Source organism: Burkholderia sp. B10 (genome assembly GCF_004368385.1).
GTDB classification, from domain to species: domain Bacteria; phylum Pseudomonadota; class Gammaproteobacteria; order Burkholderiales; family Burkholderiaceae; genus Burkholderia; species Burkholderia vietnamiensis.
Genome location: NZ_PQMX01000012.1, coordinates 18,289 through 31,294 on the forward strand (window position 1 = coordinate 18,289; position 13,006 = coordinate 31,294).

Consider the following 13,006-nt stretch of genomic DNA (forward strand, 5'->3'; position numbering starts at 1 on the left):
GGCGGCGGCGGGGACGGGGTGCCTGTGGGTCGGTGCGCGGGGGATTCGTGGGTGAGCTTCGGGGCCATCCGCACGGCGCACGCAGCGGCATGGTGCAGTCGCCGTTGTCGTTGCCGTCGCGTTCGGACGTCCCGGGTGGAGCGTCTGAATCTGGCGCGCTGCTTCACCTGTCACGGACTGTTGCCCGCTGGCCGCAGCCATGCGCAGGCGGCCCGCGCGCGCGACGTGCCGCATCCGCCACCGCAGGTCATGCATCGGCCACGCGTCCGAGCGGCAATGCCCTTTCGCGCGCGTTGCGCGTCGCCTCCGCGGCGCGGCCGAGCTTCGCGCGCAGGTCGCCGCGTACCGTCGGCAGCCAGTGATAGCGTGCGAGCGCCGGGTCGTCGCGCAGCGCATCGACGAGCCGCGCATCCTCGGACCGTCACGCCGCCCCGGTGAGGTAAGATGGCCCGCGATTCTCCTACCGACACGTTCATGAGTTCGACACCCGTCAAACCGGCCGGCGCGAAGCGCACGGCCCGCGCCACCGAAGCCAGGCCGCGCATGCGTGCGCAGCAGCGGCTCACCTATCTGATCGGCAATCTCGACCGGCTGCTGCGCCGCCAGATGAGCGATGCACTCGCGCCGCTCGGCGTGACGCTCGCGCAGTACACGGCGTTGTCGGTGCTGGAGGTGCGCGGCGCGCTGTCCAATGCGCAGCTCGCGGTGCGCTCGTTCATCACGCCGCAATCCGCGAACGAGGTGATGGTCGCGATGGCCGCGCGCGGCTTCGTGACGCGCGAGGCCGATCCGAGCCATGGTCGCGTGATCCTGCTGCGCCTCACCGACGCCGGCTCGGCGATCCTGCGCGAATGCGAACAGGTGCTGCGGCCGCTCGAACGCCGGATGCTCGGCGACGACGTGAGCAGCGACGACGTCGCGCAGGTGCAGCGCACGCTCGAACTGTTCGTGCGTAATTTGCGCGACTGAGTATCGCGGCGGCTGCGGCGGCCGTGGCCGCCGACGCCGTTGCCGTGTCGAGTCGTGCCGCGGCGTGGCGCTTGTTCTTACCGCTGCCGCTGCCGCTACCGCTATCGCCTCCGCCTCCGCCTCCGCCTCCGCTTCCCTCGCCCTCGCCCTCGCGTTACCCCTGCCCCTCGCAGTTTCCCGTCCCGCAACCCCACCGCTGCCCACATCGCACCGCAACACGATGCAACGCGGCTTTGATTCCCGCTGCGTTGCGGGTTAACACCGCGCTCGCTGCACTTGAAATATCAGGTTACCTGTTATTAAATCATCGCGTCCCAGACGGGATTTTATTTCGGGCTGTTAATCAGGCTACCTGATAAATTGGCGCGGCCCGACCACCATAACAAGCAAGGACGCCGCGGCTGCCTTCCGGCATGCCGCGCGGTTTGGAGACGACATGGACACTTCCGTTGCCGCAAGGCCGGCCGTCGCGACGACGCTCGGCCTGTGTTTCGCGATCGCGTTGCTCGAAGGGCTCGACCTGCAGTCGGTCGGCGTCGCCGCGCCGCGCATGGCCCACGAATTCGGGTTGTCGGTTTCGCAGATGGGGCTCGCGTTCAGCGCGGGCACGTTCGGCCTGCTGCCGGGCGCGATGCTCGGCGGCTGGCTCGCCGACCGCATCGGCCGCAAGCAGGTGCTGATCGCGTCGGTGTGCCTGTTCGGGCTGCTGTCGATCGCGACCGCGCAGGTGTCGGGCTTTGCGATGCTGGTCGCGGTGCGTGCGCTCACGGGTCTCGGCCTCGGCGGCGCGATGCCGAACCTGATCGCTTTGTCGTCCGAATCGGTCGAGCCGCGCTCGCGCAGCAGCGCGGTCGCCGTGATGTACTGCGGGATTCCGTTCGGCGGCGTGATCGCGTCGCTGATCGGCGTGCTGCTCGCCGGCGACGCCGAATGGCGGCACATCTTCTACGTCGGCGGCGTCGGGCCGCTGCTGCTCGCGCCGGTGCTGATCGCGCTGCTGCCGGAATCGCGCGCGTTCCTCGACGTCAGCGCCTCGGGCGCCGCGCGTCCGACGGTCGGGCACACGCTGTTCGGCGGCGCGCGCACCGGCACGACGCTCGCGCTGTGGCTCAGCTACTTCTGCACGCTGATCGTGCTGTATTTCCTGCTGAACTGGCTGCCGTCGCTGATGGCCGCGAAGGGCCTCGCGCGCAGTCAGGCCGGCATCGTGCAGATCTTCTTCAACATCGGCAGCGGCCTCGGCGTGCTCGGCATCGGCATGTCGATGGATCGGCTGCGCCCGTCGCGCGTGGTCGGCGGCATGTATGCGGGAATCGTGCTGTCGCTCGCGGCGCTGGCGATCGCGCCGGGGCTGCTGTGGCTGTCCGTGGCCGCGTTTGCCGCCGGGATGTTCGTCGTCGGCGGCCAGTCGGTGCTCTATGCGCTCGCCGCGATCTACTACCCGACCGCGATGCGCGGCACCGGCGTCGGCTCCGCGGTGGCCGTCGGGCGGCTCGGTTCGGTCGTCGGGCCGCTCGCCGCCGCCCAGCTGCTCGCGATGGGCCGCAGCGCGTCGGTCGTGATCGGCGCGAGCATCCCGGTCACGCTGGTGGCCGCCATCGCCGCGCTGGTGCTGATCCGGCGCCCGGCCGCGCAGGACTGAGGCTTTCCACTTTCAACCACGAGCGCCGTCAGAGCGCGAATTCGACGCAGGTATGGAGACAATCGACATGAAGCACACCAAAGCCTTGCTGGCGGCCGGCGCATGCGCGCTCGCCGCGTCCGGCGCCCACGCGCAGTCGAGCGTGACGCTGTACGGAATCATCGATACGGGCGTCGAGTTCGTGTCGCACGCGAACGCGGCCGGCGATCACGTCGTGCGCATGCCGGGCGTGACCGGCGAACTGCCGTCGCGCTGGGGGCTGCGCGGCACGGAGGATCTCGGCGGCGGCTATCAGGCGGTGTTCACGCTGGAAAGCGGCTTCAACGTGCGCGGCGGCGATCTCGGCCAGGGCGGCCGGCTGTTCGGGCGCCAGGCGTTCGTCGGGCTGAAGAGCGGCTTCGGCACGCTGGCCTTCGGCCGTCAGTACACGATGACCTATCTCGCGCTGCAGGGCGCCGACATCATCGGCCCCGACATCTACGGGCTCGGCTCGTTCGACGCCTACGTGCCGAACGGCCGCGCGGACAACGCCGTGACCTACGTCGGCACGTATCGCGGCGTGACGCTCGGCGCCGCCTACTCGTTCGGGCGCGACGGCGCCGGCACCGGCAACTCGCCGGGGCAGGGCACGTGCGCGGGACAGGTGCCGGGCGACGCCGTCCAGTGCCGCAACTGGTCGGTGATGCTCAAGTACGACAGCGCGTATTTCGGCGCGGCGGCGTCGTACGAGGAGCAGCGCGGCGGCACGGGCGCGGCCGCGAACTTCTTCGACGGCGTCGCGCCGGTGCCGTTCACGAGCAGCGGCGGCAAGGATGCGCGCACGCACGTGAGCGCCTATGCGCAGGCGGCCGGCGCGCGGCTCGGCGCGGGCTGGATCGGGCGGCGCGTGTCGACCGGTTCGCCGGCGGCGCCGGGTGCGCATTCGGACCTGTTCTTCGTCGGCGCGTCGTATGCGGTGAAGCCGGCGTTCATCGTCGACGGCGAGGGCTACCGGATCGTCAACAGCGCGCACGACACGCGCGCGACGATGGCCACGCTGCGCGCGACCTACCTGCTGAGCAAGCGCACGGCCGTCTATGCGCAATCGTCGTATCTGTGGAACAGCGCGCATGCGCGCTACGCGGTCAGCGGCGGCGGCGCCGGCACGACGCCCGGCGCGGGGATGGGGCAGCTCGGCGCGATGGTCGGCGTGCGCCACATGTTCTGATCAGCGATCCTGACGAATGGGAGCCATCTTGAACAGCAAATCTGCACTGTTGTGCATTGCGCCGCTGTCCGTAGCGGCCCTGCTCGCCGGCTGCGGCGGCGACGATTCCGTCAACGCCGCGCCGACGCACCTGAGCGCCGCGACGCCGGCCGCGATGACGCAGACCTGCGACGCGCTCGCCGCGAAGCTGTCGTATGCGAACACGTCGTTCACGTCGGTGACGACCGCGGCCGCCGGCGCGCTCGCCGTGGCCGGCAAGCCGATCGCCGAGCATTGCGTGATCGAAGGGAAGATGAACGAGCGCGTGAGCGCGGTGGACGGCAAAACCTATGCGATCGGCTTCGAGATGCGCTTGCCGAAGGCGTGGAACGGTCGCTTCTTCTACCAGGCGAACGGCGGGCTCGACGGCAACGTCGTGACCGCGACGGGCGAGGTGGGCGGCGGCGGGCCGCTGACCAATGCGCTGAACCAGGGCTTCGCGGTGATCAGCTCCGATTCGGGGCACAGCGCCGCGCAGAACCCGCTGTTCGGGCTCGATCCGCAGGCGCGGCTCGACTACGGCTACGGCGCGGTCGACGCGCTCACGCCGATGGCCAAGCAGGTGATCCGGCTCGCGTACGGCAAGGCGCCCGATCGCAGCTATTTCGGCGGCTGCTCGAACGGCGGGCGGCACGCGATGGTGACCGCCGCGCGCAACGCAGGCGACTACGACGGGATCATCGCCGGCGATCCGGGCTTCCATCTGCCGAAGGCGGCGATCGGCGAGATGTACGGCGCGCAGCAGTTCGCGCAGATCGCGTCGGCGACCGGCGCGAATGGCTTGCCCGATATCCGCAGCGGCTTTACCGACGCGGAGCGACGGCTCGTCGGCCAGAAGATTCTCGACAAGTGCGACGCGCTCGATGGCGCGGCCGACGGGATGGTGCAGGACGTCGCCGCGTGCCAGGCGCATTTCAGCATCGACACGGACGTCCCGACCTGCGCGAACGACACGCGCACCGGCGCGTGCCTGACGAGCGCGCAGAAGCGTGCGATCGGGAACGTGTTCGCGGGCGCGCGAAACAGCGCGGGCGCGGCGCTCTACGCGAGCTTCCCGTACGATCCGGGCATCGCGGGCGGCGGATGGGCCGCGTGGAAGCAGTCGAATTCGGTGGTGCTCGACCCGGCCGCGATGGCGTTCACGTTCATGACGCCGCCGCAGACCGCCGCGACGCTCGCGAATCTCGCCGGCTTCGCGCTCGGCTTCGACATGGACCGCGACGCGCCGGCGATTTTCGCGTCGAACGGCGTGTACACGCAGTCGTCGTGGGCGTTCATGACGCCGCCCGACGAGACGAACCTGGCGGCGCTGAAGTCGCGCGGCGCGAAGCTGCTCGTCTATCACGGCACGGGCGACCCGGTGTTCTCGTTCAACGACACGAGCGACTGGTACGCGCGGCTCGCGCAGGCGAACGGCGGCGACGCGTCGGGCTTCGCGCGCTTCTATCCGGTGCCGGGGATGAATCACTGCTCGGGCGGGCCGGCCGCCGACCAGTTCGACATGCTGACGCCGCTCGTCGCGTGGGTCGAGCAGGGACAGGCGCCGGCCGCGATCGTCGCGACTGCGCGCGACGCGAGCAACGTGCTGCCGAATGCGGAGGTGCCGACGTCGTGGGGCGCGGGCCGCACGCGTCCGTTGTGTCCGTATCCGCAGGTCGCGCGCTACAACGGCTCGGGCGACGTGAATTCGGCGGCGAGCTTCAGTTGTCGTTGACGCAGCGGCGAGCGGCGATGCGGTGCTCGGGTCGATGGGCGTGCGCATCGCCGCGGTTGCTTGTGGGTGCGCGCTGGCGACGGCGGCGGCTCCGCGCCTGCGTATGCGCGCGGCAGTTGCGGCCGGTGGCCGTGTCCCGGGATACTATGGCGCCTTTCCGTCGGCGCGACGCGTCGCGACCGACACGCCACGTATCTTTCCGTTGATTCGCGCATGCAAACCGTAGCGGTACTCGACTTCGAAACAACCGGGCTTTCCCCGAACCTGGGCGACAGGGCGACCGAGATCGCCGTGATCCTGCTGCGCGACGGCGAGATCGTCGACCGCTATCAGAGCCTGATGAACGCGGGACGCCGCATTCCGTCCGACGTCGTCGCGCTCACCGGGATCACGAACGAGATGATCGCGACGGCGCCGCCGGTGTCGAAGGTGATGAAGGAAGCCGCCGCGTTCGTCGGCAGCCATCCGGTCGTCGCGCACAACGCGGGGTTCGACAAGCGATTCTGGCAGGCCGAACTCGGCTCGCTCGGCGTCGCGGCCGACCATCCGTTTGCATGCACGATGCTGGTGGCGCGGCGCCTCTACCCGCATGCGCGCAGCCACCGGCTGTCGAGCCTCGCCGACCTGCTGCGCTTGCCGCAGGCCGGCCGCGCGCACCGCGCGATGGTCGACGCGGAGATCGCGAGCCATCTGTGGTGCCGGATGCAGCGCGACATCGGCGAAACTTACGGGCTGCGGCACGTCGATCACAGGCTCATGTCGCGTCTGCAGACGACGAGCAAGGCGAAGGTTGCGACGTTCTTCGGTTCGTTGTCGGCGGCGGGGCGGTGATTCTGCTTGCGGGTGGGGGGAGCGCGGTGGAGTGGGTCCGCTCACGTTAGCTCGCCAGCGCCGCCAGCCGAACGTTCATGCGCATTCTCGCGCGCATTCTCGTGCGTCACGTCCATCGCGCTACTGAGCGCATGACTTCGTCGATCTCACCGAACGCCGCACGCGCGTCTCGCGACGTGCGGCCGCTTCGACGCGGCCGGCACCTTCCCGCGACGTCGAGCGCGCGTCACCGCATCACACGAGTTCGCCCAGGCACGCGTCGAACTGCGCGACCAGCTTGTCGACGTCGTCGGCAGTCGTCTGCGGGCACACCAGCATCATGTTGTGGAACGGCGTGATCAGCACGCCGCGGTTCAGCAGGTACAGATGGACGATGTGCTCGAGTTCGCTGTCGAGCTGTTCGCCCGCCAGCGTGCCGTTGCGCGGCGGCACCGGCGTGAACTGGAATTCGGTGCGCGCGCCGATGCGCGTCACGCACCACGGCAGCCCGTGCTTCGCGATGGTCTGCTCGAGCCCGGTCGCGAGTCGCGCGGCCAGTTCGAACATGTGCGCGTACGCGGCTTCGGTCGCGACCTCCGCGAGCGTCGCGCGCATCGCGTGCATCGCGAGCATGTTGGCGGTGAGCGTCGTGCCGATCCCCGAATGGCCGGGCGGCGCGTTCAGCTTCGCCTGCTTCGCGCGCTCCGCGAATTCGGCGCTGAAGCCGTACACCGCGCACGGCACGCCGCCGGCGATCGGCTTGCCGACCACCAGCGCGTCGGGTTCCAGCCCGTGCGCGGCCGCGTAGCCGCCCGGCCCGCTGCTGATCGTGTGCGTCTCGTCGATCACGAGCAGCGTGCCGTAACGGCGCGTCAGTGCGCGCGCGGCGTCCCAGAAGCCCGGCTCCGGCAACACCATCCCGATGTTCGTCATCGCCGGTTCGGCGAGCACGCAGGCGACGTCGCCGTCCTTCAGCGCGGCTTCGAGCGCGTGCAGATCGTTGAACTCGACCACGCGCGTGTTCGCGAGCAGGTCGTAGGACTGCCCGAGCAGGCTGTCGCGCTGCACCGGGCGCCCGTCGACGAGGTCGACGAACACGTCGTCGACCGTGCCGTGATAGCAGCCGTTGAACACGATGATCGTGTTGCGGCCGGTGGCGGCGCGCGCCCAGCGCAGCACGAAGCGGTTCGCGTCGCTCGCGCTCAGCGCGAACTGCCAGACCGGCAGCCGGAAGCGGCGCGCGAGTTCGCCCGACACCCACGCGGCGTCTTCGCTCGGCAGCATCGTCGTGTAGCCGCGCGTCGCCTGTTCGGCGAGCGCCCGCGCGACGGGTTCGGGCGCATGGCCGAACATCGCGCCGGTGTCGCCGAGGCAAAAGTCTGCGTAGCGATGCCCGTCGACGTCGGTGAAGGTCGCGCCGCGCGCTTCCTTCACGACCAGCGAGAACGGTGTCGACCAGTCCTGCATCCAGTGCAACGGCACGCCGAACAGCAGATGCTCGGACGCTTCCGCGGACAGCGCGCGGGAAACCGGCATGGCTTCGGTGAATGCATGGCGCTCGCGATCGAACAGTGCGCGGGCGCGGGTCAGGTCGACTCCGTGGCGGGAAGGCAAAGGCAGCTCCTGGTGGTGAAGGTGGAGCAACGATAGCGCGACGGGCGGGGCGTTGAACAGAGGCGGAATCACGGAGGCAGGTAGGCGATTCGAAGGGCGCTGCGCGTAGGTGTTGCAGAGTTATGGCCGATTGGCGACATGGCGACACCGCCAGATGTCGGACGTACGCGAAGCCGTTGGCGCGGTGAAGGTGTTCATACGTGGCGCTCGAGTCTTTCACAAGCCGGCTCGCATGAGGAAGGTGCCCGAGAACCGTCCCGATTCATCGAACGCGATGGGGGCGCAGGCAGCAATTTGTGCGCATAAACATACGACGACATATCTCACCGACGCTCACGGATCTCACGTGAGTGCGCGCACACATCCGAATTTGTGCAGCGAGAATCGAGGGTAAACGACAAATACATGCCCGACCACGAACGCGCCTAGACTTGCCCATGTGATACGACGACGTACGAATATGGTCGCGTCGCACACGACCCGATACCCCCTTCCGGAGAAATGCCCATGGCCGCAAGCCGTCGCCGTTCGTCTTTGCCCGCCCGTTCGCCTTCTTCGAAGCGGCTGACGCGCCGCGACTTCATCGGCTGGACCGGCACGCTCGCCGGCGGGGCAGTGTTCGGCGGTCCACTCGCGGCCACCCGTGCGTTCGCCCACGTCGCCGCAGCCGATGTTGCGCCCGACGCGATCTGGGGCGAGCACGGCGCGGCCGCGCGTATCGCCGCATCGCTCGCGCATGTGTCGCGGCGCGCGTTCCGCCACCGCGAATTCGACGTGACGCACTATGGCGCGCGCTCGTGCGCGACCGTCGCGCAGACGTCGCCGTACCCGTCGGCCAAATCGCCGGTGAGCCCCGGCGCCGAACTGACGACCGCGCCCGGCGCGTTCGACTCGCGCCCGGCATTTCTCGCGGCGATCGACGCATGCGCGCGTGAAGGCGGTGGCAGTGTGATCGTGCCGGCCGGCAACTGGTACTGCGCGGGGCCGATCGTGCTGCAGAGCAACGTGAATTTCCATCTGAGCGTGAACTGCACGATCTACTTCAGTCCGAACCCGGCCGATTACGCGAAGGACGGCCCGGTCGACTGCGGCGCGAACGGCCGGCTGTACTACAGCCGTTGGCAGGCGAACGACTGTCTGAACTACGGCGCGCCCGTCTACGCGCGCAATGCGACCAACATCGCGCTGACCGGCGAAGGCGCGACGTCGGTGCTGAACGGGCAGGCGATGACGCCCTTCGCGGGTAGCGGAGCCGGCAGCGTCTGCTGGTGGACCTACAAGGGCTCGTCGGGCGCGTATGGCGGGAACGCGTCCGTGCCGAGCCAGGCGTTCGCGAATCCGAACAACGTGGATCTGCGGCTCGTCGCACCGGCGATTCCGGACGCGCTCTACGCGCTGCTCACCTCGCCGGTCACGCCGTGGCAGCAGGACCAGAACTACCTGCCCGCACTGTCCGAAGCCGGCGTGCCGGTCGAGCGGCGCATCTTCGGGCTCGGCCACTATCTGCGGCCGTGCATGGTCGAATTCATCGGCTGCACGAACGTGTTGATGGAGAACTACCAGACGCAGAACACGCCGTTCTGGCAGCATCATCCGACCGCGAGCCGCAACGTCGTGATCCGCGGCGTGACGACCAACAGCATCGGTCCGAACAACGACGGCTTCGATCCCGACGCGTGCACCGACGTGCTGTGCGAGCGCTGCACGTTCAACACCGGCGACGATTGCATCGCGATCAAGTCGGGCAAGGATCGGGACACCGAATACGGGCCCGCGAAGCGACACCTGATTCGCGACTGCACGATGAACAGCGGCCACGGCGGGATTACGCTCGGCAGCGAAATGGGCGGCGGCGTCGAGCAGATCTATGCGACCAACCTGTCGATGCTGAACGCGAACTGGCAGACCAATCCGCTGAACATCGCGATTCGCGTGAAGACCAACATGAACCGCGGCGGTTACGTGAAGGACTTCCACGTGAAAGGCGTCGTGCTGCCGAACGGCGTGAACCTGAAGGGCGGCGGCTACGGCAGCGCGCTGCTCGCCGGCAGCCCGATCAACGCGAGCGTCGCGCTCGGCGTCGTCACGGCGGCGGCCGGCAATCCGTCGGCCGCACAGGGCGGCATCGTCACGTTCGACTGCGACTATCAGCCGGCCAACGACGCGGTGCGCACGCGGCCGCCCGTCGTGCAGAACGTGACGATCTCCGACGTGAAGGCGAGCAACGTGACGTTGAACGGCGTGAGCGCGTCGTGCTTCCAGGCGATCGTCGCGCAGGGGCCCGTCGCGTTCGACTACAACGGCGCGCCGCCGACGCCGGCCGTGCAGCCGATTTCCGGCGTGACGATCAGCAACTGCGACTTCGGCACGCCGGTCGCGTCGGGGGTGGCGACGGTCACGTCGCCGGGTCCGATCTACGCGTTCAACGTGAGCGCGATGACGCTCGCGAACGTGACGATCGCGGGGCAAGTCGTCGACACGTCGATCACCGATCGGCGCTGATACGCCCGGTGGGCGGCGTTTCGTACGCGCGCGATCGCGTCACGCGAGAATCTTGACCATATGGTGTTCGTCGTAGAAGCGGCCGTCGACGCACAGCGAGCGCGGTTCCGTGCCGAACCGCACGAATCCCAGCGACTCGTACAACCGCTGCGCGCCGCCGTTGATCTCGTTGACGCACAGCATCAGTTGCGCGCATTGCCACGCCTGCGACGCATGCGCGGATGCGCTGTCCAGCAGCGTTTGCGCGACGCCGCGCCCGCGATAGGCGGCATCGACGAACACGCCCCAGATCGTCCCCTTGTGCGCGACCTTCGCGCGTGCATCGCGGTACACGCCGGTGGTGCCGATGAGCAACTCGCCGTCGAATGCGCCGAACACCGCGCGCTCATGCGTGGGTGCGATGCGCGCTGCGAATGCTTCGAGCGGCACCACGACTTCTTCGGCGTGGGTAGGCAGGAATGAGGTCGGCGACGTGTCGATAGCGCGAAGGCGGACGGATTTGAATTGCGCCGCGTCGGCGGCGTCGAGCAGGCGGATCGTGATCATCGGTCGGGGTCGTCGCTGGTTTGCGGAACGGGCAGCTGCGGCGCGCGACGCGCAGCAGCGCATTGCGATGCCAAGGCCGGCTGACACAGGTCATCGACGAAGCGTGAGCAGATGACGGCAGTAGCCGGCGAGAGCAATGCAGCAAGAACGTCGAGATGACGCTCGAAACGAATGCATAGTCTACCGAAACTGCCGGCAAAGCAGGCATGCGTGCGTTCGGCGACCCAGCGGTGCCGTTCAGGTCGCTCCTTGCTTTCCGCGGCTCGTCCTTTCCAGGCGAGACGAGCCGCATTTCCGCGCCGCGTCGGGTCACGTCGGCAGCGGGCAAATTGAACCGAGCAGCCTGTTCAATCCACCTTCGGAAGAACGAAACCGGCTGAAACAGCGCTCGCCGGACACCAGCCAATGCGCGCTCTTACACGTTCCGCACGAACCACGTCCGCTTCGCCGCGCCCAGCAGCGCGCGATACGCGAGCCACGACACCACGAAGGTCGCCGGCGCCGATAGCGACGCGGCGAATCCCGACGCCTGGTTCAGCGCGAGTCCGGCGAACGCGCCCGCGAACCACGCAATCAGGCCGCCCGGATTGAAGGTCGGCACGTGCGCGTCGCGGCATTCGATGTCGTCGCCCACGAGTTGTCCGTAACGGTCCGAGAGAATGTGCGCGAGCGCGACTGCGACCCACGCGACGACGAAGATGCCCTGATACGCGAGCGCCTGCAGAATCCGGGAAAAGACGTCGGCCATCATCAAGCCGTACACCACCGCGCCCACCACGACCGCCCACACGAACTTCGGTGCGCGCAGCCCGGCCACTTTCTGAAAGAACGCCTGCATGTTGACCGTCGCGAGATAGTAGTTCGCGGTGTTGATGCGCGACTGCGTGACCCACACGAACAGCAGCCCCCACACGCCCATCAGCTTCAGCAGCGCGAGCACGACCGATACTTCGGACAGCGTGCCGAGCCCCGGCGTCGTGCTGACGACGTAGATGCCCACCGCGCCGTTCAACAGGAACGTCACGAGATAGAACGGCATGCCGAAGTTGAAGCGGCCGTGATAGCTGGCGTCCTCCTTGCGGCCGAAGCGCGCGTAGTCGAACGTGAACATCATCAGCACCCACACGCCCATGTAGTAGACGAAGCACTGCCACCAGCCGCCGGCCGGCGCGCCGCCTGCCGGTCCGAAATCGAGCCAGGCGGCGTTGTAGCCGTACTCCGCCGTCGTGAGTCCGACCGCGGCACACAGGCCGATCAGGTAAAACGGCAGCAGCGTGCCGTTGAACTTGTCGAGCCAATGCTGCACGCTGCCGAACACGAGCGGCACGCTGTAGCACACCACGATCAGCGCGACCCACTTGTAGTCGAGCGCGGGGAACTGGTGATGCGCGGCGACCGCGATCACCGAACCCTCGAACACCGCGTAGTAGATTGCCGTCGCGAAGAAGATCAGGGTGGCGAGCGCCGCGCCCGCGCTGCCGAACAGCACGCGCGAGAACAGCGCGACCGACAGGCCCGTGCGTATCGCGTAGCGGCTGATGATCGAATTGACCACGCCGTACGACACGACCGACAGCGCCATGCCGATCAGTGCGTTGCGGGCGCCGTAGCTGAGCGCGAGCGTCGCGCCGACGACGATGTAGAACACCGCGCTGCACACGGCCCACCACGCCATCGTCAGCGAGAAGGGCGGCATGCGCGCGTGATCGGGAATGGCGAGCGTCGACAGGTCGAGATCCTCGTCGGCGTCGGCATGAGCCAGGTTGGCCATGGTGGTGCTCCTCGATGAGCAAAGCTGCGAACGACGTCCTGGCCGCGGCAACTGCTTCCGCAGGGTTGCCCCGACGTCGGATGGGCAACCGGTCCGGCTGAAACGGCGCGCACGCATCCGCCGCGCGGCACGCGGTCGCGCGGGAATGAATGCGGAGCGAGAAAAGGTGCCGGCGGCGCCGGGCCGCGCGGC

General features: G+C 68.5%; 9 protein-coding genes and 2 pseudogenes. 6 read left to right on the forward strand and 5 right to left on the reverse strand.

Annotated elements, in window-relative coordinates; translation table 11 throughout:
- Window positions 1–247: 247 nt before the first annotated feature.
- Window positions 248–403 (reverse strand): annotated as a pseudogene (locus C3Y15_RS32205) (RNA polymerase subunit sigma-24); the annotation flags it as partial.
- Window positions 404–474: 71 nt separating this feature from the next.
- Here C3Y15_RS32205 and C3Y15_RS08695 point away from each other — a divergent pair.
- The 5 genes from C3Y15_RS08695 (at window position 475) to C3Y15_RS08715 (ending at window position 6,402) form a co-directional block, all read left to right on the forward strand.
- On the forward strand, window positions 475–969 hold the full coding sequence (locus C3Y15_RS08695) for a MarR family transcriptional regulator (RefSeq protein ID WP_011881187.1): 495 nt from the start codon (window positions 475–477) through the stop codon (window positions 967–969).
- A 436-nt stretch (window positions 970–1,405) separates the two neighbouring features.
- Complete coding sequence (gene mhpT, locus C3Y15_RS08700; RefSeq protein WP_011881188.1) at window positions 1,406–2,611, forward strand: 3-(3-hydroxy-phenyl)propionate transporter MhpT; 1,206 nt, start codon at window positions 1,406–1,408, stop codon at window positions 2,609–2,611.
- Window positions 2,612–2,678: 67 nt separating this feature from the next.
- Entirely contained in the window at window positions 2,679–3,818 is a 1,140-nt protein-coding gene (locus C3Y15_RS08705; protein ID WP_011881189.1) for a porin, read from the forward strand.
- A 28-nt stretch (window positions 3,819–3,846) separates the two neighbouring features.
- On the forward strand, window positions 3,847–5,571 hold the full coding sequence (locus C3Y15_RS08710) for a tannase/feruloyl esterase family alpha/beta hydrolase (protein ID WP_124259661.1): 1,725 nt from the start codon (window positions 3,847–3,849) through the stop codon (window positions 5,569–5,571).
- Between the two features lie 213 nt (window positions 5,572–5,784).
- Complete coding sequence (locus C3Y15_RS08715; protein ID WP_014724296.1) at window positions 5,785–6,402, forward strand: 3'-5' exonuclease; 618 nt, start codon at window positions 5,785–5,787, stop codon at window positions 6,400–6,402.
- 234 nt (window positions 6,403–6,636) lie between these two features.
- On the opposite strand, the gene C3Y15_RS08720 is transcribed toward C3Y15_RS08715, so the two are convergent.
- Entirely contained in the window at window positions 6,637–7,995 is a 1,359-nt protein-coding gene (locus C3Y15_RS08720) for an aspartate aminotransferase family protein (RefSeq protein ID WP_014724297.1), read from the reverse strand.
- Between the two features lie 507 nt (window positions 7,996–8,502).
- On the opposite strand from C3Y15_RS08720, the gene C3Y15_RS08725 reads away from it, so the two are divergent.
- Window positions 8,503–10,497, forward strand: coding sequence for a glycoside hydrolase family 28 protein (locus C3Y15_RS08725; protein WP_069239847.1), 1,995 nt, complete (start codon window positions 8,503–8,505; stop codon window positions 10,495–10,497).
- Between the two features lie 39 nt (window positions 10,498–10,536).
- Here C3Y15_RS08725 and C3Y15_RS08730 read toward each other — a convergent pair whose 3' ends face one another.
- The 3 genes and pseudogenes from C3Y15_RS08730 to C3Y15_RS08735 form a co-directional block, all read right to left on the reverse strand.
- Complete coding sequence (locus C3Y15_RS08730) at window positions 10,537–11,043, reverse strand: N-acetyltransferase (RefSeq protein WP_069246577.1); 507 nt, start codon at window positions 11,041–11,043, stop codon at window positions 10,537–10,539.
- 83 nt (window positions 11,044–11,126) lie between these two features.
- Window positions 11,127–11,345, reverse strand: a pseudogene (locus tag C3Y15_RS32210) (IS5/IS1182 family transposase); the annotation flags it as partial.
- A 113-nt stretch (window positions 11,346–11,458) separates the two neighbouring features.
- Window positions 11,459–12,814 carry a hypothetical protein gene (locus C3Y15_RS08735; protein WP_059462809.1) on the reverse strand — a complete coding sequence of 452 codons (1,356 nt, stop codon included), beginning with the start codon at window positions 12,812–12,814 and terminating at the stop codon, window positions 11,459–11,461.
- Between the last annotated feature and the right edge of the window lie 192 nt (window positions 12,815–13,006).